Below are 23,613 nucleotides of genomic sequence, written 5' to 3'. Positions count from 1 at the left end.
GAGCTGATCCTATGAAAAACTTACTAACGATGAAAGATCTGTCTGTGATCGAGATCGAACAGATCCTGCATGATGCGCACGCGTTTGCCAAGGGAGAGAAATGGAAGCCTGAAGGCCAGACATTCGCAGCCAACCTGTTTTTTGAACCCAGTACGAGAACAAGAATGAGTTTTGAAGCTGCTGAACGAAAATTAGGGCTTGACGTACTGAATCTTGACTGTGGCTTTTCAAGCACATTGAAAGGGGAATCCCTGTACGACACAGTGAGAACGCTTGAAGAGGTCGGTGCTGCGGCAGCTGTCATCCGGCACAGCAAGGACCGGTATTTTGATGAACTGGCCGGCAGAGTGAGAATTCCGATCATCAACGCGGGGGACGGATGTGGGAACCATCCTACTCAGTCTTTGCTGGACTTGCTGACCATCCAGCAGGAATTTATTGTCCTCCAAGGATTAAAGGTAGTGATTGTAGGAGACATCCGGCATAGCCGCGTTGCAAAATCGAATGCCGAAATCCTTGACCGGCTGGGCGCAAAAGTAGCATTTTCCGGTCCAAAAGAATGGTATGACGAGGAAACGGCTGAAAATCGTTACCTAACCATGGATGAAGCCGTTGAAACAGCAGATGTCCTCATGCTTCTCAGAATTCAGCATGAACGCCATGAAAGCAAAAGCGGAATGACTTCAGAACTTTATCATAACCGTTACGGTCTCACTGTGGAACGTGAAAAAAGAATGAAAGACCACGCGATCATCATGCATCCGGCTCCTGTAAACCGGGGGGTGGAAATAGCGGATGAACTTGTGGAATGCAGTCGTTCGCGCATCTTTAAGCAGATGAACAATGGTGTGTTTATCAGAATGGCAGTCCTCAAATGGGCGCTGGAAACCAATTCAAAGGAGGAAGTTCAAAATGGGCATCTTGTTAAAGGGTGGTAAAGTACTTACGGGAAATAACGAACAAATGGTACAGGATATTTTGATCGAGGGGAAAAGGATCTCTGATTTGGGGAATCTGATTCCAGAAGAAGGCCATAACGTGATTGATGTCTCAGGTAGACTGATCACTCCAGGGCTGATCGATCTCCATATTCATTTGCGTGAGCCTGGCGGTGAACATAAAGAAACGATTGAAACGGGAACAAGAGCCGCAGCGAGAGGCGGGTTTACGACAGTTGCCGCCATGCCAAACACCAAACCGGTTCCGGACAATGCGGAACAGATTCAATGGGTGAATGAAAAGATCAAAGAAACAGCTTCTGTCCGAGTGCTGCCTTATGCTTCGATTACAATCAGGCAAGCAGGCAAGGAACTTACCGATTTTGAAGCATTAAAACAGAATGGTGCATTTGCCTTCACTGATGACGGGGTGGGAGTTCAGTCAGCCGACATGATGCTGCAGGCGATGACGAAGGCCAAACAGAATGAGGCAGTCATTGTTGCTCACTGTGAAGAAAATACACTGATCCACAAAGGCTCGGTACATAAAGGAGCTTTTGCCCAAACCCATGGATTAAATGGAATACCTTCCGTATGTGAAGCGGTACAGATCGCAAGGGATGTTCTCCTCGCTGAGGCAACAGGAGCGCGTTACCACGTCTGCCATGTAAGCACGAAGGAATCCGTCCGTGTGATTAAAGATGCGAAAGCTGCTGGAATTAAAGTAACGGCTGAAGTCACACCGCATCACTTGCTGCTGTGTGATGAAGATATTCCTGGATTGGACACCAACTATAAAATGAATCCTCCTCTTAGAGGGAGTGACGACAGAAAAGCGCTGATCGAAGCGTTTAAATCCGGAATTATCGATTTTCTCGCGACTGACCACGCGCCTCACAGCAAGGATGAGAAAGACCAGGGAATGGAGCTCGCTCCGTTCGGCATCGTTGGCCTGGAGACAGCCTTCCCGCTGCTTTATACCAACCTTGTTCAAACCGGGGTGATGACGCTGCAAGAGCTGGTTGACGGTTTTACACGTAAGCCTGCTGAAGCGTTTGAGCTTCCATATGGAACATTAGAGCTTGGAGCAGTTGCCGACTTGACGGTCATCGACTTAGAGCATGAAGAAAAAATTGATCCAGACCGCTTTGCATCAAAAGGTAAGAATACGCCGTTTTCCGGATGGAGCTGTAAAGGCTGGCCCGTACTGACAATTGTAGAAGGAAGCATTAAGTATGAAAAGGAGAGTGTGAACGCATGAAACGGATTCTTATTTTAGAAGACGGCACCGAATTTCATGGTGAAGGATTTGGGAGTGCAGAGGAAAAAGATGGCGAAGTAGTCTTCAATACAGGGATGACAGGATATCAGGAGATCTTGTCCGATCCTTCCTACTGCGGACAGATCGTAACACTGACCTACCCGCTGATCGGAAATTATGGTGTCAACCGCCAGGATTTTGAATCAATCTCTCCAGCCATTCATGGACTGATCGTGAATGAAGCATGTGCACTGCCGAGCCACTACCAGTCACTTGGAACGCTTGATGAACTTTTAAAAGCTAAAAACATACCGGGATTAATGGAGATTGACACTAGAAAACTCACCCGGTTAATCCGAAAACACGGGACCTTAAGAGGTAAGATCGTTTCAGCTGATTCTGATACTTCTGCCATTGTAGAGGAGTTTAAAAATGCCCCGCTCAGAACCGACCATGTTCAATCGGTTTCAACGAGAACTCCTTATCATCTGCCGAATACAGGACGAAGAGTAGTTGTTGTGGATTATGGCGCAAAAAGCGGAATCTTGAGAGAATTATCACAGCGCAGCTGCGATGTGATCGTAGTTCCTTACAATACAAGAGCAGAAGAGATTATACTGCTTAATCCGGATGGCATCCTTTTAAGCAATGGCCCCGGGAATCCGAAAGATGTACCGGAAGCCCTCGGAATGATCAACACCATTCTTGAAGAGGAAATTCCGCTGTTTGGAATCTGTCTCGGACACCAGCTGTTCGCACTGGCCATGGGTGCAAATACAGAAAAACTGAAATTTGGACACCGCGGATCCAACCATCCTGTAAAAGATCTTCAGACAGGCAAAATAGCACTGACGGCACAGAACCATGGGTATACCGTCAGCCCGGAAACGCTCGAAGGAACAGAGCTTGAGTTAACACATATTGCTGTAAATGACGGAACAGTCGAAGGGTTGGGACACAAAGTGAAACCTGCATTTTCTGTCCAATACCATCCTGAAGCCTCACCGGGGCCGATGGATGCCAATCCGCTATTTGAAAAGTTCATGAACATGATGGAAACCGCTAAGGAAGAGGGGAAAGAAAAATGCCTAAACGCTTAGATATTAAAAAAATACTTGTAATCGGATCAGGTCCGATTGTCATCGGACAAGCTGCAGAATTCGACTATGCCGGCACACAGGCTTGCCAGGCATTAAAGGAAGAAGGCTATGAGGTAATCCTTGTCAATTCCAATCCGGCAACAATTATGACCGATACTTCTATCGCAGACAAAGTTTTCATCGAACCGCTTACCGTTCCTTTCGTCAGCAGGATTATCCGGCAGGAACGCCCTGACGGACTTCTTGCGACGCTTGGAGGTCAAACAGGGCTTAACCTGGCTGTCGAACTGTCTGAGAGCGGAATTCTTGAAGAATGCTCTGTTGAACTGCTTGGAACGACATTGACAAGCATTCAGCAGGCGGAAGATCGTGAACTTTTCAGAACGCTGATGAACGAATTAAACGAACCGGTTCCTAAGAGTGAAATCATCCGTTCGTATGAGGAGGCAGTCGCTTTTACTGCTGAAGTTGGCTATCCGGTAATCATCCGCCCTGCGTTCACGCTTGGCGGGACAGGCGGCGGAATTGCCGGAAATGAAGAAGAATTAAAGGAGATCGTAACGAGCGGGCTCCTGGCAAGCCCTGTACACCAGGTGTTGCTTGAAAAGAGCATCGCAGGCTTTAAAGAGATCGAATATGAAGTGATGCGGGACAGCAATGATACGTCCATTGTGGTCTGCAACATGGAGAACATCGACCCTGTTGGAATCCATACGGGTGATTCTATTGTAGTAGCACCAAGCCAGACACTAAGTGACAGAGATTACCAGCTTTTAAGAAACGCGTCCCTAAAGATCATTCGTGCTTTGAAGATCGAGGGCGGCTGCAATGTACAGCTTGCTCTTGATCCAGACAGCAGCAGCTATTACATCATTGAAGTAAATCCGAGGGTCAGCCGGTCTTCGGCGCTCGCATCAAAAGCTACAGGCTATCCAATCGCCAAAATCGCAGCGAAAATCGCTGTCGGATATACACTTGATGAAATTAAAAACCCAGTAACCGGCTCTACCTATGCCAGTTTTGAACCAGCGCTCGATTATATCGTGACAAAGATTCCTCGCTGGCCGTTCGATAAGTTCGAAGGAGCCAACCGTAAGCTCGGTACTCAAATGAAAGCTACCGGAGAGGTCATGGCCATCGGAAGAAATCTGGAAGAGTCGTTGCTGAAAGCGGTCCGATCCCTCGAAACGAAGTGCTATCATCTTGAAATCAGCAACCCTAAGCAGACTAGAGAGGAACTGTTTCCGGTGCTCGCAACCGCCGACGATGAGCGTTTATATCATATCGCACAAGCCTTAAGGATCGGAATGACAGTAAGGGAAATCTGGGAGATTACAAAAATTGATGTCTTCTTCCTGGAGAAGATCAAAGGGATCATCGACCTCGAACAGAAGGTTCTTAACAACGTTGGAGATCTCGGCCTGCTGCGTGCTGCAAAAGAAAAAGGCTTTAGTGATGTATGGCTGTCTAAAGCGTGGAACATGGCGGAAAAGGATCTCTATGACCTTCGATCGGAGAAGAATATCAAGCCCGTTTATAAGATGGTGGACACTTGCGCGGCTGAGTTCGATTCTGAAACACCGTATTACTATGGGACGTATGCTGAGGAAAACGAATCGTTGCGAACAGAAAAAGAAAGTGTGCTCGTACTTGGTTCCGGCCCCATTCGGATCGGGCAAGGCATTGAGTTTGACTATGCGACGGTGCATACGGTTTGGGCGATCAAAGAAGCGGGCTATGAAGCGATTATTATCAACAATAATCCAGAAACGGTGTCGACAGATTTCAGCACGTCTGACAAACTGTATTTTGAGCCATTAACCGTAGAAGACGTGATGCATGTCATCGATCAAGAGAAGCCAAAAGGAGTCATTGTCCAGTTTGGCGGCCAGACAGCGATCAATCTTGCGGATGCTCTGCATGAGCGGGGAGTAGCCATCCTTGGAACCTCACTTGACAACATGGACAGAGCAGAAGACAGAGACCGTTTTGAACAGGCGATGAAAGAACTGAACATCCCTCAGCCTGATGGAGAAACCGCATTTTCTGTCAAAGAAGCACAAGTTATCGCAGAGAGAATCGGCTACCCGGTCCTCGTAAGGCCGTCCTATGTTTTGGGAGGCAGGGCGATGGAGATCGTCTATAAGGAAAAAGAACTTCTTCAATACATGGAGAACGCTGTAAGGGTGAATCCTGAGCATCCTGTATTGATCGACCGTTATCTTGAGGGCAAGGAAGTAGAGGTTGACGCGATCTCTGACGGAAAGGATGTTTTCATCCCTGGAATCATGGAGCACATTGAACGTGCAGGCGTTCACTCTGGAGACTCCATTGCTGTCTACCCGCCTCAGCGATTAACGCCTGAACAGAAAGAAAAAATAATTGAACGAACGATTTCAATGGCAAGAGGTCTGGGGATCGTGGGTCTTCTTAACATCCAGTTCGTGCTGCATGGAGAAGAAGTCTATGTTCTTGAAGTCAATCCAAGATCAAGCCGAACCGTCCCATTCTTGAGCAAGATTACTGGCATCCCGATGGCAAACCTGGCAACGAAGGTCATTCTTGGAACGTCATTAAGTAAGCTCGGCTATCCTACGGGCTACGCTCCTGAAAAACAAGAAGTATTCGTCAAAGTCCCTGTATTCTCCTTTGCGAAGCTCCGCAGAGTAGATACGTACCTTAGCCCGGAAATGAAATCCACCGGAGAAGTTATGGGAAGAGATAATACTCTTCAAAAAGCGTTGTATAAGGGATTAGTCGCTTCCGGAATGAAAATACCAACCTATGGATCTGTCCTCTTCACGGTGGCGGACAAGGACAAGCCTGAAGCTCTGCGTTTGATGAAGCGATTCTATGAAATCGGCTATACCATCATGGCTACTGAGGGTACAGCCAAATATCTCGAAGAACAGAAGATTCCCGTTACTGTCGTCCATAAAATCGGCAGCCGGGAAAGAAACCTTCTGGACATCATCCGTCAAGGGGAAGCACAATTTGTCGTCAATACATTAACGAAAGGAAAAATGCCTGCACGTGATGGCTTCAGGATCAGAAGGGAATCCTCCGAGAACGGCGTCGTGTGCTTAACGAGCCTGGATACCGCTGAAGCTTTGCTTGAAGTGTTGGAATCTTTAACCTTTACAGCGAGACAGATGCCTGCCTTTGAAAAGGATCGTGTTTTAGTATGAGAAAAGAGATGGTAAGTGTAGTTTCCCAAAAAGAAATCGCCCGCAATATTTTCGAACTGAAAGTAAAGGGGGATGTCGTATCAGATATGACATCTCCGGGCCAGTTCGTCCATATGCGAGTGAGCGACTCCTTCCAGCCGCTCCTTAGAAGACCGATCTCGATCTGTGACGTGGATCTGACAAGCCAAACACTGACAATGCTCTATCGAAAAGAAGGAGCAGGCACCTCGCTGCTCAGTGAAAAAAAAGACGGGGACATGATTGACCTGCTCGGACCATTGGGCAACGGGTTCCCTCTTGACGCACTTGCAGAAGGCAAGACAGCACTTCTTGTCGGAGGAGGAATCGGAGTGCCTCCATTGTATTACCTGGCGAAACAATTACAAAAACGGGGGATCAAGGTCATCTCCGTCCTCGGCTTCCAATCTTTCGAAGACGCCTTTTACAAAGAAAAATTTGAAGCGGTGGGTGAAGTTTTCATATCGACTGCAGATGGATCTCAAGGGTGTAAAGGATTCGTGACGGACGTCATTAAAAGTCATTCGTTTACCTATGATTTGCTGTATTCCTGCGGACCGTCTGTCATGCTTAAAGCACTGGAGCAGCAGGTTCCGTCGGCCAGCGGATACTTCTCTTTGGAAGAGCGGATGGGGTGCGGCATCGGAGCATGTTTTGCCTGTGTCTGCCATGTGAACGGAGGGCTTCCTTCTGACTATGTAAAAGTCTGCAGCAACGGTCCAGTATTTCCAATCGGTGAGGTGGTATTATGAACAGGCTGGCAATAAGTCTTCCTGGTCTTGACATGAAGAATCCGATCATGCCCGCTTCCGGCTGTTTTGGATTCGGCCGTGAATATGCGGGGTTTTATGATCTGTCGGTTCTTGGGGCTGCTGCCATTAAAGCAGCCACCGCCGAAGCAAGGTTTGGCAACCCCACTCCGCGGGTGGCGGAAACCCATAGCGGGATGCTCAATGCGATAGGATTGCAGAATCCCGGGGTAGACAAGATCATGGAGAAGGAGCTGCCGTTCCTTAAATCCTACAACATTCCGATCGTTGCCAATATCGCAGGATCCAGGGATGAGGATTATTGTGAAGTGGCAAGAAAACTTTCTTCCCATCCCCAAGTTTCTGTACTGGAGCTGAACATATCGTGTCCGAACGTAAAAGAAGGCGGGATCCAGTTTGGAACCGATCCAAAAACAGCAGCCGAGCTTACAAAAAAAGTGAAATCCGTTTCGTCCAAACCGGTCTACGTCAAACTGTCTCCTAACGTGTCCAATATTTCGGAGATGGCAAAAGCGGTCGAAGAAGCAGGGGCGGACGGACTTTCCATGATCAATACTCTTCTTGGGATGAGGATTGATCTGAAAACGAGGAAACCCATACTCGCCAACAAAACGGGGGGCTTATCCGGACCTGCGATCAAACCGGTTGCTATCCGAATGATTCATGAGGTGAGCCAGGCCGTCTCTATCCCGATCATCGGCATGGGGGGAGTAACCTGCGCTGAAGATGTGATCGAATTTATGCTTGCGGGTGCCTCCGCAGTTGCGATTGGAACAGCGAACTTTGTGGATCCGCTGATCTGTCCGGATATTATCTCTAAATTGCCGGAGCTGCTTGATCATATGAACGTGAACCATATCAGTGAATTAATCGGAGGGAGCTGGAAGGAATGCGAAGTCCCATCATTATCGCGCTAGATTTTCCTGGAAAAAAAGAAGTTGAATCATTCATTGAGCCATTTGAGGGACAGCCAGTTTGGGTTAAGGTCGGGATGGAACTGTTCTATGAGGTAGGACCGGATTTGATCTCCATCTTAAAAGAAAAACAGTTTAAGATCTTTCTTGATCTTAAGCTCCATGACATCCCGACAACCGTGCACAAAGCGATGAAACGAATCGCCGGTTTGGAAGCCGATATGGTTAATGTTCATGCAGCGGGCGGAACAGCTATGATGAAAGCGGCCATTGAAGGCCTGAATGAGGGAACAAGAAATGAAAAAAGGCCGCTCTGCATTGGTGTGACCCAGCTGACAAGCACATCGTCTCAAATGCTGAGGGATGAACTGCTCATCCATGAACCGATGCAGAATACGGTCTGCCATTATGCGTCCCTTGCCAGGGATAGCGGCCTTGATGGAGTAGTATGTTCCCCTCTTGAAGTGCCGCAGATCAAGAAGGTATGCGGAAGCGCTTTTCTAGCCGTAACACCTGGAATCAGGCTTGCGGGTGATGATAAGAACGATCAAAAAAGAACGGCCGATCCAGCGGCTGCCCAACAGCTCGGATCCGATTTTATCGTAGTGGGAAGAAGCATTACTCAATCTCTTGATCCATTGAAAACCTATCTAAACATCGAAAAAGAATGGGGGCTTCAACATGAAACAACAAATAGCTAAAGATCTGCTCTCTATCGAAGCGGTAACTCTTTCGGTAGAACATCCGTATACGTGGTCTTCCGGAATGAAATCTCCCATCTATTGCGACAACCGCCTGACTCTGTCCTATCCGGAAGTCCGCAGCAGAATTGCGGAAGGATTAAAAGAACTCGTCCTGAATCATTATCCGGACGCGGACATGATTGCGGGAACAGCGACTGCCGGCATTCCTCATGCGGCTTTGCTTGCAGACCGCCTAAGCCTGCCTATGAGCTATGTGCGCAGCAGCGCAAAGTCCCATGGAAAAGGCAAGCATATTGAGGGAAAAGCGGAAGCTTCCATGAAGGTCGTTGTTGTTGAAGACTTGATCTCAACGGGTGGCAGTGTTATTTCTGCAGTGAAGGCATTAAGAGATGCAGGCTGCAATGTTCTTGGTGTAGTGGCTGTTTTTTCCTATGAACTCGTGAAAGGTTTTGACAACCTTGCTGATCATAAAATAAACGTGCAAACTCTAACCGATTTTAGTACATTAATAGAAACAGCCTCGGTGGAAGGCTATATTTCTAAAAAGGATCTCTCGCATTTGCTGCGCTGGAAGGAAAATCCGGAAAACTGGCTTCAAAACGCATAGCGAGATTGCGGAAGGAGCGCTTCTTTTATGAGGAAGATGAACGGTGAAGAGTTTGATGAATTGGTAGCTTTTTTCGATGGGATGGCACGTACGTCCTGGCTTGGCGAAGTCCATGATCAATTAAAAGAAAAAACCGGTTCCTGGAAAGATAAAAAGGTTTTGGATGTCGGCTGCGGGACAGGAAGGCTGCTGCTCCGCGGAGCTGACGAAGCGACCCAGCTTACAGGTGTTGACCTCTCATCCGAGATGATTAAAGCCAGTGCTCAAAATTTCTTTTTTCATAACCGAAGTGAAAAGGGTGAATTCGTAGTCGGTGATGCGTGTGACTTGCCGTTTACCGATGACCGTTTTGATGTGGCGCTGTCTACATGTGTAATGTTCCTGCTTCCAGAGCCTGACAAGGGGATTCAAGAGATGATCAGGGTTCTAGGAAACGGCGGGGTGCTTGGCATGTTGAACCCATCTTCTAAGATGAGTCAAATGGAAGCCTTCCGCTTTTGCAAGGATCATGACATTTCAGGTTTTGAGCAGACAGCTATGCTGAAATGGGCGAATGTCTCTACCCGAAGGCATCGCTATACTTCGGATGAACTGACAACCCTTCTGCAGGGCCTCAGTATGAAGGAAGTTACTCACTATGAGGTACTTGATGGGTTGGCGATCATTACAACAGCAAAAAAATAACCAGGCACACCTGGTTATTTTTTTAATTTTAACAGCTGATCTTCGTCCGGGGTAACATAGAGGGTCTGCTGCTGATCATAGATAACGAAGCCCGGTTTTGCACCTGATGGCTTTTTCACATGCCGGATCAGCGTGTAATCAACCGGAACGGAGCCGGAATGCCTGGCTTTGCTGAAGTAAGCGGCTAGCCCGGCAGCTTCCAAAAGAGCCGTTTCACTGATTTCTTCGCTTTTTATAACCACATGGGAACCTGGGATGTCTTTCGTATGAAGCCACGTTTCATTTTGCCGTGAAGCTTTAAACGTAAGATAATCATTCTGTTTATTATTTTTGCCGACAAGGATGGTCAAGCCGTCTGTGGATTGATACGTTTCCAGAACAGGCTTCTCATTTTTTTTTGCTTTCTGCTGTTTTCGTCTTTTGACATAGCCCTGCTCTTCCAGTTCTTCTCTGATGCCGGCCACATCTCTGACAGAAGCAGATTCCATCTGCTGGATCAAACTTTCAAAATACAGAAGGTCTTCACTCGCTTTTTTCAGCTGTTCATCAATAAAAGCCACTGAATTTTTCAGCTTATTGTACTTTTTAAAATAGGCTTGTGCGTTCTCAGATGGGCCTTTCAACGGATCCAGCTGAATTTCCAGCTGTGGCTGATCCTCCTCGTAAAAATTCGTTACCTCAATTTTCTTCTGTCCTTTTTTCACCATATAAAGATGAGCGGTCAACAGTTCTCCCAGCACTTTAAACTTTTCGGCTTTTTCGGTGTCGGCGAGTGATGCTTTCAGCTTCTTAATTTTTTTTGCTATTTTTTCATGTTCGTTATGCAGCAATTTTTCCAAATCTGCGGCTTGCTGTTTTACTCTGTCCCGTTCGGCCTTGCCATAATAAAAGCGGTCAAGAAGCTCTCCCACTGTTGGAAATTCCTTCTTTTCCCCTTTTAAGTGAGTGAGATCAGTAACAGAAAAGTATTCTTTCCCATCGGCAAAGACCATCTGCGGGGTATAATGACCGCTCTGAAACTTCTCCATCATATCGGTAAATGATGCAGAGAGGGAATCTTTCGTGGCCAGTCCGGCCCGGAAGGTGATCTCCCTGCCGATGAGCGGAGAGATTCCACTGTAATGCTGTACGATCTGCCGGTCAACCTTTCCTTCGTTCCATTTTATTTTCCGGATGAAACCTTCTGCCGTTTCTGTGAGCGGAGATTGTTTTTCCTGGGGTGGAGGAGATACGTATGTTTGCCCGGGCAGCAGTGTTCTGTATCGATTCAGTGAAGGAGGGATGTGCTTGATGCAGTCAACAATTGCACAGTTCTTATCTTCTACCAGAATAATATTGCTGTGGCGTCCCATAATTTCGATGATCAGCGTTTTATAGGCGATATCACCGATTTCATTTCTGTTTTTTACTTTGATGTGGATGATCCTTTCCAGATCGATCTGTTCGATCGACTCGATTACAGCACCTTCCATATGCTTTCTCAGGAGCATGCAGAACATGGGAGGGACCGAAGGATGATCATACGTCTTTGCCGTCAGCTGTACCCTGCTGAATGACGGATTAGCCGAAAGCAATAGTTTATGGTTTTTTCCGCCTGCTCTTATCGTAAACAGCAGGTCAGTTTTGTCAGGCTGATAAATTTTTGTGATTTTTCCGGATTGCAGTGTATTTTTTATTTCCGCTGTTGCTGCTCTAGTAACGATTCCATCAAAACTCATAGTTTCACCTCTGTTTCTCTCTTCATCAGTATAGCATTATTGAGGACATGCCTGCATATAAATGGCTATATACGTTATAAGGCAGAGGTGGAGAAATGAATTGGTATGAGCTATCGAAGGAAGATGTTGAACGCCTGACCAACAGCAGCCTGCAGAAAGGGCTTAGTGAAAAGGAAAGCCAGAAAAAGCTGAAGGCAGTAGGTTATAATCAGCTTCAGGAAGGAAAGAAACCGTCGTCGATTCTCGTTTTTTTCGCACAGTTCAAAGATTTCATGGTGCTCGTTCTTTTAGCCGCCACATTATTATCAGGCCTGCTTGGTGAGTATCTTGATGCGATTGCGATTATTCTCATCGTGATCATGAATGGAATTTTAGGATTTATTCAGGAAAGGAAAGCGGAAAAGTCGCTTTCCGCATTGCGTGAATTGTCTGCTCCTTCTGCACTTGTGATGAGAAACAGCAGCTGGGTATCGATTTCTGCGAAAGAGCTCGTTCCTGGCGACGTCATAAAACTTTCTGCTGGAGACCGGGTCGGTGCAGACATACGGATGGTCTCGGCAAGGGGCCTATATATTGAGGAATCTGCCCTGACCGGGGAATCCGTTCCTGTCCAAAAACGCGGAGATCCTTTACATGGAAGCGGTTTGCCGATTGGAGACCAGGCCAACATGGCTTTCATGGGAACGATGGTAACAAGAGGCAGCGGAACGGGTATCGTTATTGCTACCGGAATGAAAACAGAGATGGGAAAAATCGCTCATTTGATTCAGAATGCCGATACACTTGCAACACCCCTTCAGCTTAAACTAGAGCAGCTGGGCAAAATCTTAATCGGCATTGCTCTCCTGTTGACCGTACTCGTCGTTGCGACGGGAGTTTACAGGGGACATGACTTGTACAGCATGGTGCTTGCAGGCGTATCGCTTGCAGTTGCTGCCATACCTGAAGGGCTTCCTGCGATCGTAACGATCGCCCTCGCACTCGGCGTCCAGAAGATGATTAAGCGGAGAGCCATCGTAAGAAAGCTTCCTTCTGTTGAAACACTGGGCTGTGCGACTGTCATCTGCTCCGATAAAACCGGAACGTTGACTCAGAATAAAATGACAGTGACTCATCTGTGGAGTGAAGGGACGACCTGGTATGTAACGGGCAGCGGTTATGATACCTCGGGAGATTTTATAAGAAACGGCCAAAAAGCAAGAGTCGATCAGTATGAAGGACTTCTTCAGCTCCTCTCTTACGGGGCGATCTGCAACCATGCAGAGATGACAGATACAGGCAGCATCATGGGAGACCCTACAGAAGCTGCTTTATTGATCAGTGCAGCAAAAGCAGGTTTGAAGAAAGAAAACATTCTCCGTTCGGTCGAAATTATGGACGAGGTTCCGTTCGACTCAACGAGAAAAATGATGAGTGTTATTGTCCGTAATCAAAGCGGTGAAATGTTTTTGATCACAAAAGGAGCACCTGATGTGCTGCTGGAAAAAAGTGATTATGTATTATGGGACGGCAAGCGGCAGCTCCTAAAACAGCAGCATACGGAACAGATCAAAGAGGCGATCCTGGGGCTCGGAAGCCAGGCGCTGAGAACCATTGCTGTTGCCTATAAGCCCCTGCATGGGAAAAACAGGCCGACCGCAGGTCCGTCGGCAGAAAATCATCTCACATTCATCGGTCTACAGGGAATGATTGACCCTCCTAGGGAAGAAGTGAAAGGCAGTATCGACCGATGTCATGAAGCAGGTATAAAAACGGTGATGATTACCGGTGACCATGTAGTGACCGCGAGTGCCATTGCCAGACAGCTGAACATCCTTCCTCAAGGGGGAAAAGTCATCGATGGAGCAGCTCTATCGGTCATGTCTGAAGATGATCTTGTAAGAGAGGTTGAGAATATCTATGTGTATGCAAGGGTCTCACCCGAGCATAAACTGAAAATCGTTAAAGCACTGCAAAAGAGAGGGCATATCGTGGCGATGACAGGGGATGGGGTGAATGATGCGCCCGCGATAAAATCTGCCAATATCGGCATAGCCATGGGGATAACAGGGACAGATGTAGCGAAGGAAGCTTCATCACTCGTTTTAAGTGATGATAATTTCTCAACCATTCGGGCAGCTATTGAAGAAGGAAGAAATATTTATGAAAACATCAGAAAGTTCATCCGTTATTTGCTTGCTTCAAATGTAGGTGAAATCCTCGTCATGCTGTTCGCCATGATTTTATCCATGCCAATGCCGCTTGTGCCCATCCAGATTTTATGGGTGAACCTTGTGACTGACGGACTTCCGGCGATGGCGCTCGGTATTGATCCTGCGGAGGACAATGTGATGAAGCGCTCTCCGAGAAAGCCAAATGAAGGGGTATTCTCAAGAGGGCTGGGATGGAAGATTGTATCGAGGGGATTCCTCATTGGAATTGTAACCATACTCGCCTTCTGGACCGCTCTGCATGAACATCCCGATCAGCTGATGAAAGCACAGACTGTGGCTTTTTCGACATTGGTCATGGCCCAGCTGATCCATGTGTTTGACTGCAGAAGCGAGCGCTCTGTTCTGCACAGAAACCCATTTGGGAACATGGCATTGGTCTTAGCCGTTCTTTCTTCCGTGCTGCTTACGCTCGTGGTCATGTACATTACACCGCTCCAGGCCATTTTTCATACGGTTCCACTGTCCGGCCGTGATTGGATGCTTGTGCTGGGGATGGCTGCCATTCCTACATTTGCACTTACAGGGTTCCAAGCATTTAAAAAATTATAAACCGAAAGGGCAGAAACAAATCGGGAACAGTTTCTGCCCTTTTTTGTGTTCAGGGTTGTACAGACTGTTAAAATTGTTTAGAATAACGGAGGAATATGTTAAAATGATATAAATGTGCTGGGTACGGACATATCCATACATGTAATTAATTTGTACATAAATGATTATGATCTTGCTCGTTCTGGCTAGAATAGAACTACCAACGTTAGGAGCGGTTTTATACATGAAGCTAATCAATATTGGTTATGGAAACATTGTAGCAGCACACCGAATCATATCCGTGGTAAGCCCGGAATCAGCACCGATCAAACGCCTCATTACGATGGCAAGAGACGGAAATATGCTTATTGATGCCACATACGGCAGACGGACGAGGGCGGTCATCATTACGGACAGTGATCACGTTGTACTCTCTGCTGTTCAGCCTGAAACGGTGGCACAGCGGCTCCTCTCAATTGAAGAGGGAACGGAAGAAAGTTAAGTGGAGGTTAGTATGGATAGAGAACGGGGCATTTTGTTTGTGCTCTCCGGCCCTTCCGGAGTCGGAAAAGGAACCGTGTGCAAAGCGCTGAGAGCACAAAAGCTGGACATTCAGTATTCAGTTTCAGCGACGACCCGGAACCCACGGATTGGTGAGGTTCACGGAGTGGATTACTTCTTTAAGACAAAAGAAGAATTTCAACGCATGATTGAAAATAACGAACTGCTCGAATGGGCAGAATACGTCGGTAATTATTATGGCACTCCGATCGAGTATGTAAACCAGACACTGGATGAAGGGCGTGACGTTATTTTAGAGATCGAGGTTCAGGGAGCGCTTCAGGTTCGAAATTCTTTTCCGGAAGGCGTTTTTATTTTCCTGACACCGCCTAGTCTCGAAGAGCTGCGCAGCCGCATTGTCGGCAGGGGGACAGAAACGGAAGATCTCATCAATAACCGAATGACAGTAGCCAGAGAAGAAATAGAAATGATGCAGCATTATGATTATTCCGTTGTTAATGATGAGATCAGCCAAGCCTGCAGCCGAATCCAGTCGATTATCACTTCTGAACACTGCAAGGTGGACCGTGTAACGAATCGTTATAAAAAATTACTGGGAGATGAATAAATATGCTTTATCCTTCAATTGATGCCCTTATGGACAAAATAGATTCCAAATATTCGCTTGTTACTCTTTCTTCAAAAAGAGCAAGAGAGATTCAGCGGAGCAACAACGGAATCGTAGAAAAGCCGGTTTCTCACAAGTTTGTCGGGAAAGCTTTGGAAGAGATTTACGCGGGTTACTTAATGCCAAAAACGTCTGACACTGAATGATGATCGATAACAACCTATGATTATAGGTTGTTATTTTTTTCAATTTAAACAGCAGTATGACAGATTAAGATAAATCATAATTATATTATGTAAACAAAATGGCAGGGGGGAGATCTCATTGGATCATTCTATGAAAAAGATATTGCTTTGTGTAACCGGAGGGATCGCAGCATACAAGGCTGCAACGATCGCAAGCCAGCTTTATCAGCTTGGATTTGACGTAAAGGTGATGATGTCAGAATCATCACAGAAATTTATTACACCATTGACACTGCAGACCTTATCCCGGAATGAAGTCTATACGGATACATTCGAAGAACGGAACCCGGCTGTTGTTGCCCACATAGACCTTGCAGATTGGGCAGATCTTGTTGTAGTGGCACCAGCGACTGCCAATTGCATCGGGAAGCTGGCAAATGGCATCGCTGACGACATGATTACAACAACGCTGCTGGCTACCAGAGCCCCAATCATGATCGCGCCTGCGATGAATGTTAACATGTATCAGCACCCTGCTGTACAGGCGAATATGCAGAAGCTCGCTGATTATGGTTACCGGTTCGTTGAGCCTGGAGAAGGGCTTCTCGCATGCGGCTATATCGGAAAAGGCAGACTGGCTGAGCCTGAAGAGATCATCGCCTGTATAAAGGATTTCACTGCAGGGCAGACCGATTTGCCTTTAGTAGGGAAAAGGGTATTGATCACAGCCGGCCCAACTCGAGAACAGGTGGATCCTGTTCGTTACTTTACGAATTATTCATCCGGGAAAATGGGTTATGCCATCGCAAGAGCGGCGGCGAGAATGGGTGCAGACGTTACCCTTGTCAGCGGACCGACTGCTCTTGAGAAGCCTGCAGGCGTACGTTTTGTTCCAGTCGAATCTACAGAGGAAATGTTTCAGGCGGTGATGAAAGAATATCAGGCTATGGATCTTGTCATTAAATCCGCGGCTGTGGCAGATTATACACCGCGTATAAAATATGAAGAAAAAGTGAAGAAAAATAACGGCAGCTGGTCAGTGGAAATGGAGAAAACGACCGATATTCTATCTGTACTCGGAGAGAAAAAAGAGCAGCAAGTTCTTGTCGGGTTTGCGGCTGAAACCGGCGATCTTGAAAGGTATGCGCTTGACAAGATGAAGCGTAAAAATCTGGATATGATCGTTGCCAATAATGTGATTCAAGAAGGAGCCGGCTTCAGCGCCGATACAAACCGGGTAGTGATCTTTAAAAAGGATGGTTCTGCAAAGGAATATCCGCTCCTTTCCAAGGATAAAGTGGCAGAGGAAGTACTGTTGCAAGCGATGGAACTGATGCATTTATGATCGCCAAAGTAATTGTTGACGTACCGGTCAGCAGTGTAAACCGCACTTTTGATTATCTTGTTCCGGACGATTTAACAGATTCGGTAAAACCAGGTATGAGGGTTGCCGTTCCTTTCGGGCCAAGAAAGCTGCAGGGCTTCGTCATCGAGCTCACCGAAGAGGCCTCTGTTCAAAAATTAAAGAAGATCATTGAACTTTTGGATCCGGTTCCCGTTTTAACGGGAGAGCTGCTAACGCTCGGGCAATGGGTATCAGAGAAAACGCTCTGTTTCTTAATTACCGCCTATCAGGCAATGATTCCGGCCGCTTTAAAAGCCACTTACCAAAAAGAGTTTAGGCTGGTAGACGGAATAGGACTCGAGGATTTGCCGGATGAGGCGGGAGAATGGTTTAAATACCGGGAAAACATCCCTCTGGAAGACCTTATGAAAGTTTCTCCGACACCTCTTGCCCTCTTTCAAAAGCTGGTTCAGAAGAATTTTCTTGAAGTGATTTACAGGATGTCAGACAAAATTACGAAGAAAAGAATTAAAGTAGTACAGAGGCGGGGAACAGAAGAAGAAAGGGTTAAAGCTATTGAATCGCTGTCCACGCAGGCAGTAAAACAAAAAGAGATACTTTCCTTTCTTCATGGGTACGATCGCCCGGTTGTATTAAAAGATCTTCTTGAAATGTTTGACACCACAAGGTCCACCGTCCAAGCTTTGGCCCGAAAAGGTTTAATCGAGATCTTGGAGAAAGAGATCTACAGAGACCCGTACGAAGACCGCGAATTCAAAAGAACGAAACCTCTTCCTCTGACCTTACAGCAGGAACAAAGTATTCAGCCTGTTCTGGCAGCACTTGAGGAAAAAAGGCATGAGACCTTTCTGCTTCACGGCGTCACGGGAAGCGGCAAAACTGAAATCTATCTGCAGAGTATTGACAGAGCGATTCGCATGGGGCAGGAAGCGATTGTTTTAGTGCCCGAGATCTCCCTCACCCCACAAATGGTCAACCGGTTTAAAGGCCGCTTTGGTTCCAGGGTTGCCGTTTTGCATAGTGCTCTTTCAGCCGGAGAAAAATACGATGAATGGCGAAAGATACAGAGAAAAGAAGTATCTGTTGTCGTTGGCGCCCGATCGGCAGTCTTTGCCCCGTTTGAAAATCTGGGTCTTATCATTATCGATGAGGAACATGAATCAAGCTACAAACAAGAGGAGAATCCACGCTATCATGCCCGTGATGTGGCTGTACAGCGTGGAGAGCATCATCGCTGCCCGGTTATTCTCGGAAGCGCCACACCGTCACTTGAATCTTATGCGAGAGCCCAAAAAGGCGTCTACACGCTTTGCGAATTAAGCGACAGAGTGAACAAACGGGATCTGCCTTCTGTTTCTGTAGTGGATATGCGGGAGGAACTAAGGGCAGGCAACCGCTCGATGTTTTCCCGTGAATTATTTGAGAAAATCAATGAGCGCCTTGAACGAGGAGAGCAATCCGTTCTATTTCTCAACCGCAGGGGCTATTCATCGTTCATTCTTTGCAGAGATTGCGGATATGTCGGAGAATGCCCGCATTGCGATATTTCTCTTACATACCATAAAAAGCAGCATCTTTTAAAATGCCATTATTGCGGACATCAGGAGCCGATGCCTTCCCGATGCCCCATGTGTGAAAGCCAGTACATTCGTTTTTTTGGCACTGGTACACAAAAGGTGGAAGAGGAGCTCACAAGGCTGATGCCTCACGCAAGAGTGATCAGGATGGATGTGGATACGACAGGGCGAAAAGGAAGCCATGAAAAGCTGCTTAACCAATTTGGCGAAGGAAAGGCTGACATTCTTCTAGGAACGCAGATGATCGCGAAGGGGCTTGATTTTCCAAAAGTAACATTGGTAGGGGTGCTCGCTGCGGATACGATGCTTCACCTTCCCGATTTCAGGGCCTCAGAAAAAACGTTTCAGCTGCTCACCCAGGTGAGCGGAAGAGCAGGGCGCCACGAACTCTCGGGCGAGGTGGTCGTACAGAGCTATACCGTCGGCCACTACAGCATCGACCTCGCAGCAGACCATGACTATCATTCCTTCTACGAAACGGAAATGCGGATCAGGCGGGAGCACAAATATCCTCCTTATTATTATTTGTCTCTCCTGTCTTTTTCTCATACTGAACTGCTGAAGGCTGTAGACGCCAGTGAAAAATCAGCATCGTATCTTCGGCAGAAGGTGTCTCCTGGTACGATTATCCTCGGTCCGGTCGTCTCGCCGATCGCCCGTATTAAAGATAGATATCGCTATCAGGTAATGATAAAATACAAAAATGAACCGCGGCTGAGTGAACTGATCTCAGAGCTATTGCAGCATTTTCAGCATGAAATGGATGTGAACGGCCTGCAGATCTCAGTCGATATGAACGCACAAAACATTATGTAATTGTATAGATGGGAGAGAATGAGGATGGGAGTTAGGGAGATTGTATGCTATCCCAATAAAATTCTTGAGACGAAATGTGACCGTGTAACAGAATTCACCCAAAGCTTAAGCCGGCTTATCGACGATATGTTTGAAACGATGTATGAAGCGGAAGGAGTCGGCCTCGCTGCACCGCAGCTTGGAATCGGCAAACAGATCGCGGTTGTTGATGTTGGAGATGAAACAGGTAAAATCGAGCTGGTCAATCCTGTCATTGAAAGGATGGAAGGTGAACAGGATGGCCCAGAAGGATGTCTGAGCTTCCCTGGGATATTTGGGGATGTAAAACGCGCTCAAAAAGTAACAGTAACTGCGGAGGACAGGCATGGAAGGACATTCACGATTACAGCAGAAGACTTTCTTGCCCGGGCCCTTCAGCATGAGATCGACCATCTTAACGGAATTCTATTTACCTCTAAGGTCAGTTCGTATTATGAACCGGGAGAGTTTGAAAGGTAGGAATTACAAATGAAAATCGTATTTATGGGAACACCCGATTTTTCTGTGCCAGTTCTGCGCAGACTCGTTAATGACGGCTATGAAGTCGCAGCTGCCGTCACGCAGCCGGACAAGCCTCAAGGGAGAAAAAGGGAGATTAAGCCAACGCCGGTCAAAAAAGAAGCGGAACTGCACGGCATCCCTGTCTTGCAGCCAGTAAAACTAAAGAATGAATTTCAGGAAATTATTGATCTTCAGCCAGATTTAATTGTCACGGCCGCGTATGGCCAGATTTTGCCTTCCGAAATTATAGAAGCGCCGAAATACGGCTGCATTAATGTCCACGCTTCTCTCCTGCCCGAATACAGAGGCGGTGCACCGATCCATCAGAGCATCATTGACGGGAAGAAGGAAACTGGTGTGACAATCATGTACATGGTGGATAAACTTGATGCTGGAGATATTCTGACACAGGTCGTGGTCCCTATTGGCGAAGAAGACCATGTCGACAGCATGTTCCGAAAACTCAGCGTCGCAGGAGCAGAACTGTTATCCAAGACCATACCTGATTTGATCGAGGGGAAATTGACTCCGGTGAAACAGGATGAGGAAAAAGTGACCTACGCTTACAATATCTCTCGGGACAAAGAGAAGATCGACTGGACGAAGAGCGGTGAGTCGATCTATAACCAGATCAGAGGACTGCATCCTTGGCCTGTTGCTTTTACTTCATTGAACGGCCAGACGCTGAAAGTATGGTGGGGAAAAAAAGTGGCTGCCCAATCGGAAGCAGAGCCTGGCACCGTGCTTCAAACCAGTAAAGAAGGAATTCTGGTCAAAACAGGGGATACTATAGGTATCCTCATTACCGATCTGCAGCCTTCGGGCAAAAAACGCATGGCGGCTTCTCAATTTTTACAGGGAGCCAAACTTGCAGCAGGTATAAAGCTGGGTGAAGATCAGTGAAACAAAATGTGAGAAGTACAGCGGTCGACGTATTACTAAAGATTGAACAAAATCAGGCATACAGCAATCTTTTGTTAAATCAGGCCATTCAAAAGGCGGATCTTAACAAGAAGGACATTGGTTTATTGACTGAACTCGTTTACGGAACCCTTCAGCGTAAGAATACCCTGGATTATCTGTTGGAGCCGTATGTTGCAAAGGGGCTGCACAAACTGGATAAATGGGTGCTCGTCCTGCTTCGCATGTCACTCTACCAGATGATCTATCTCGATAAAATTCCTGACCATGCGATCATTAATGAAGCGGTGGAAATCGCAAAAAAACGCGGGCACAAAGGGATATCTGGTATGGTTAACGGAGTGCTGAGAAAAATCCAGAGAGAAGGAACGGCTGATCTTTCTTCCATCTCTGAAGACGGGAAACGGCTTGCTCTCCAATACAGCATGCCAGAGTGGCTTGTGAAGAGATGGATCAAACAGTACGGTTTGGAAAACACTGAAAAGATGTCTGCCGCCAACCTTGAGCCTGCTCCAGTGACCGGCCGTGTCAACCGCATGAAATCCAACCGTGAGAACGTGCTTGAATCCCTTGAAGGGGAGGGAATAGAGGGCAGCAATGGCGACCTGTCGCCGGATGCGATTAAATTAAAAAAAGGCAGCCTCTCACATTCTTCTTTATTTAAGGAAGGATATGTTACAATACAAGACGAAAGCTCCATGCTCGTTGCGAGGGCGCTGAATCCGTCCATGAACGAAAAAATCCTGGATGCCTGTGCAGCTCCTGGAGGAAAAACAACCCATATTGCCGAACTGTTAAACAATACAGGAGAAGTAACGGCACTGGATCTTCACCCCCATAAGGTGAAATTGATCCAGGAGCAGGCGGACCGGCTCGGCCTTACCAATATTAAAACGGAGGCGCTTGACAGCCGTAAGGCAGGCGAAAGGTTTTCTTCCTCATCGTTTGACAGGATTCTGGTCGATGCGCCGTGCTCCGGTTTTGGAGTAATCCGGAAAAAACCCGACATTAAATGGTCGAAAAAAGAAGAGGACATTCATCGTATCGCTGAGATTCAGCTCCAGATCCTCGATAAAGTGGCCGAACTGTTAAAACCGGGCGGTACGTTGCTATACAGTACGTGTACCGTCGATACAGAGGAAAATAATGAGATCGCCGATGCTTTTTTAAAGCATCATCCTGATTTTGAATGGGACATGACTTTTAACGAACGGCTTCCAGAACCGTTAAAGCCGTACCTTAAACCTGCTGAAGCACAGGTACAGATTCTTCCTCATTATTTTAACAGCGATGGTTTTTACCTTGCATGCTTTAAGAAAAAGACTACAACTGGTGGTGAAACCCAATGTTAAAACCGTTAAGTGAAAAACAGCAGAACCCGGCAATTATGCCATCTATTTTTTCGCTTGAGCTGACAGATCTGGAAAATTGGCTTTCTGATATAAAAGAACCCAAATTCCGTGCTTCCCAGGTTTATGATTGGCTTTACGAAAAGAGAGTGACAAGTTACGAAGAAATGTCAAACCTGCCAAAAGGGCTTCGTGACAAGATGAAAGAAACCTATCATATTGAGCCGATGAAAGAACTGGCACGGCAGGAATCCTCCGATGGGACGATTAAATTTTTATTCGAGCTTCAGGACGGCTATTCCATCGAAACGGTGCTAATGCGCCATGATTACGGCAACAGTGTCTGTGTGACGACACAGGTAGGCTGCCGTCTGGGCTGTACTTTCTGTGCTTCCACACTCGGCGGACTGAAAAGAAACCTGCATGCCGGAGAGATCGTCGCTCAAGTTCTTCAAGTGCAGCGTGCCCTGGATGCGACAGATGAACGGGTAAGCTCAATTGTTATCATGGGGATCGGTGAACCGTTCGATAACTATGAAGGATTAATCAAGTTCCTGAAAGTGGTGAACCATGATAAAGGACTGAATATTGGTGCGCGTCATATTACGGTTTCCACTAGTGGCATCGTGCCCTATATCTATAAATTTGCGGATGAAGGGATGCAGATCAATTTTGCTGTATCACTGCACGCGCCGAATACAGAGATCCGAAGCAGGCTCATGCCGGTCAACCGCATGTATCCGATGGAAGAATTGATGGAATCCATACGCTATTACGTCAAGAAGACCGGACGGCGTATATCTTTCGAGTACGGTCTGTTCGGCGGCGTGAATGATCAGGTCGAACACGCTGAAGAACTGGCAGATCTGATTAACAACATTAAATGCCATGTAAATCTGATACCGGTCAATTACGTTCCTGAACGTGACTATGTCCGGACACCTAAGAAGCAGATCTTCAAATTTTTAGAAACACTGAAAAAACGAGGTGTCAATGCGACCTTGCGCAGGGAGCAGGGACATGATATTGACGCGGCCTGCGGCCAGCTAAGAGCGAAGGAGCGTCAGGAAGAGACGAGGTGACGTAA

General features: G+C 46.9%; 20 protein-coding genes. 19 read left to right on the top strand and 1 reads right to left on the bottom strand.

The window, feature by feature from the left end; all coding sequences use genetic code 11:
* Window positions 1-11 precede the first annotated feature (11 nt).
* Genes QYF49_RS10930 through QYF49_RS10890 form a run of 9 tightly spaced genes read left to right on the top strand, consistent with a single transcriptional unit; the run spans window position 12 to window position 10,184 of the window.
* Window positions 12-938 carry an aspartate carbamoyltransferase catalytic subunit gene (locus QYF49_RS10930; RefSeq protein WP_290399626.1) on the top strand — a complete coding sequence of 309 codons (927 nt, stop codon included), beginning with the start codon at window positions 12-14 and terminating at the stop codon, window positions 936-938.
* Window positions 913-2,199 carry a dihydroorotase gene (locus QYF49_RS10925; RefSeq protein ID WP_290399625.1) on the top strand — a complete coding sequence of 429 codons (1,287 nt, stop codon included), beginning with the start codon at window positions 913-915 and terminating at the stop codon, window positions 2,197-2,199. Before QYF49_RS10930 ends, QYF49_RS10925 begins: the two co-directional genes overlap by 26 nt.
* Window positions 2,196-3,299, top strand: a complete 1,104-nt coding sequence (locus QYF49_RS10920; RefSeq protein WP_290399624.1) for a carbamoyl phosphate synthase small subunit — start codon at window positions 2,196-2,198, stop codon at window positions 3,297-3,299. Before QYF49_RS10925 ends, QYF49_RS10920 begins: the two co-directional genes overlap by 4 nt.
* Window positions 3,284-6,487 carry a carbamoyl-phosphate synthase large subunit gene (gene carB / locus QYF49_RS10915; protein WP_290399623.1) on the top strand — a complete coding sequence of 1,068 codons (3,204 nt, stop codon included), beginning with the start codon at window positions 3,284-3,286 and terminating at the stop codon, window positions 6,485-6,487. The genes QYF49_RS10920 and carB overlap by 16 nt, the downstream gene beginning before the upstream one ends.
* Window positions 6,484-7,257, top strand: a complete 774-nt coding sequence (locus QYF49_RS10910; RefSeq protein WP_290399622.1) for a dihydroorotate dehydrogenase electron transfer subunit — start codon at window positions 6,484-6,486, stop codon at window positions 7,255-7,257. Before carB ends, QYF49_RS10910 begins: the two co-directional genes overlap by 4 nt.
* A complete protein-coding gene (locus tag QYF49_RS10905; protein WP_290399621.1) occupies window positions 7,254-8,192 on the top strand; it encodes a dihydroorotate dehydrogenase in 939 nt (312 codons plus the stop codon). Before QYF49_RS10910 ends, QYF49_RS10905 begins: the two co-directional genes overlap by 4 nt.
* The gene (gene pyrF / locus QYF49_RS10900) at window positions 8,165-8,890 is read left to right on the top strand and encodes an orotidine-5'-phosphate decarboxylase (protein ID WP_290399620.1); all 726 of its coding nucleotides are present in this window, start codon (window positions 8,165-8,167) and stop codon (window positions 8,888-8,890) included. Before QYF49_RS10905 ends, pyrF begins: the two co-directional genes overlap by 28 nt.
* Entirely contained in the window at window positions 8,871-9,500 is a 630-nt protein-coding gene (pyrE, locus tag QYF49_RS10895) for an orotate phosphoribosyltransferase (protein WP_290399619.1), read from the top strand. The genes pyrF and pyrE overlap by 20 nt, the downstream gene beginning before the upstream one ends.
* Before the next feature lie 27 nt (window positions 9,501-9,527).
* Window positions 9,528-10,184 (top strand): class I SAM-dependent methyltransferase, encoded by a 657-nt coding sequence (locus QYF49_RS10890; protein ID WP_290399618.1) that lies wholly within the window; start codon window positions 9,528-9,530, stop codon window positions 10,182-10,184.
* Between the two features lie 14 nt (window positions 10,185-10,198).
* Here QYF49_RS10890 and QYF49_RS10885 read toward each other — a convergent pair whose 3' ends face one another.
* On the bottom strand, window positions 10,199-11,902 hold the full coding sequence (locus tag QYF49_RS10885; RefSeq protein ID WP_290399617.1) for an Rqc2 family fibronectin-binding protein: 1,704 nt from the start codon (window positions 11,900-11,902) through the stop codon (window positions 10,199-10,201).
* A 95-nt stretch (window positions 11,903-11,997) separates the two neighbouring features.
* Here QYF49_RS10885 and QYF49_RS10880 point away from each other — a divergent pair, with 95 nt between their 5' ends.
* From QYF49_RS10880 to rlmN, 10 genes are all read left to right on the top strand, one after another.
* Window positions 11,998-14,664, top strand: a complete 2,667-nt coding sequence (locus tag QYF49_RS10880) for a calcium-translocating P-type ATPase, SERCA-type (RefSeq protein ID WP_290399616.1) — start codon at window positions 11,998-12,000, stop codon at window positions 14,662-14,664.
* A 223-nt stretch (window positions 14,665-14,887) separates the two neighbouring features.
* Entirely contained in the window at window positions 14,888-15,145 is a 258-nt protein-coding gene (gene remA, locus QYF49_RS10875) for an extracellular matrix/biofilm regulator RemA (protein WP_290399615.1), read from the top strand.
* A gap of 12 nt (window positions 15,146-15,157) precedes the next feature.
* Window positions 15,158-15,772: a guanylate kinase gene (gene gmk, locus QYF49_RS10870; protein WP_290399614.1), complete on the top strand. Its 615-nt coding sequence runs from the start codon at window positions 15,158-15,160 to the stop codon at window positions 15,770-15,772.
* A gap of 2 nt (window positions 15,773-15,774) precedes the next feature.
* Entirely contained in the window at window positions 15,775-15,978 is a 204-nt protein-coding gene (gene rpoZ, locus QYF49_RS10865) for a DNA-directed RNA polymerase subunit omega (protein ID WP_290399613.1), read from the top strand.
* Between the two features lie 130 nt (window positions 15,979-16,108).
* On the top strand, window positions 16,109-17,302 hold the full coding sequence (coaBC, locus tag QYF49_RS10860) for a bifunctional phosphopantothenoylcysteine decarboxylase/phosphopantothenate--cysteine ligase CoaBC (RefSeq protein ID WP_290400421.1): 1,194 nt from the start codon (window positions 16,109-16,111) through the stop codon (window positions 17,300-17,302).
* The gene (priA, locus tag QYF49_RS10855) at window positions 17,299-19,716 is read left to right on the top strand and encodes a primosomal protein N' (RefSeq protein ID WP_290399612.1); all 2,418 of its coding nucleotides are present in this window, start codon (window positions 17,299-17,301) and stop codon (window positions 19,714-19,716) included. Before coaBC ends, priA begins: the two co-directional genes overlap by 4 nt.
* A 24-nt stretch (window positions 19,717-19,740) precedes the next feature.
* Entirely contained in the window at window positions 19,741-20,214 is a 474-nt protein-coding gene (gene def / locus QYF49_RS10850; protein WP_290399611.1) for a peptide deformylase, read from the top strand.
* 9 nt (window positions 20,215-20,223) lie between these two features.
* Window positions 20,224-21,159, top strand: a complete 936-nt coding sequence (fmt, locus tag QYF49_RS10845; RefSeq protein WP_290399610.1) for a methionyl-tRNA formyltransferase — start codon at window positions 20,224-20,226, stop codon at window positions 21,157-21,159.
* Entirely contained in the window at window positions 21,156-22,529 is a 1,374-nt protein-coding gene (rsmB, locus tag QYF49_RS10840; protein WP_290399609.1) for a 16S rRNA (cytosine(967)-C(5))-methyltransferase RsmB, read from the top strand. Before fmt ends, rsmB begins: the two co-directional genes overlap by 4 nt.
* The gene (rlmN, locus tag QYF49_RS10835; protein WP_290399608.1) at window positions 22,523-23,608 is read left to right on the top strand and encodes a dual-specificity RNA methyltransferase RlmN; all 1,086 of its coding nucleotides are present in this window, start codon (window positions 22,523-22,525) and stop codon (window positions 23,606-23,608) included. The genes rsmB and rlmN overlap by 7 nt, the downstream gene beginning before the upstream one ends.
* Window positions 23,609-23,613 lie beyond the last annotated feature (5 nt).

The organism is Fictibacillus terranigra (assembly GCF_030412265.1).
Classification (GTDB): domain Bacteria; phylum Bacillota; class Bacilli; order Bacillales; family Fictibacillaceae; genus Fictibacillus_C; species Fictibacillus_C terrinigri.
Note: the sequence above shows the minus strand (reverse complement) of the source record. Positions and strands in the feature narration are given on the sequence as shown.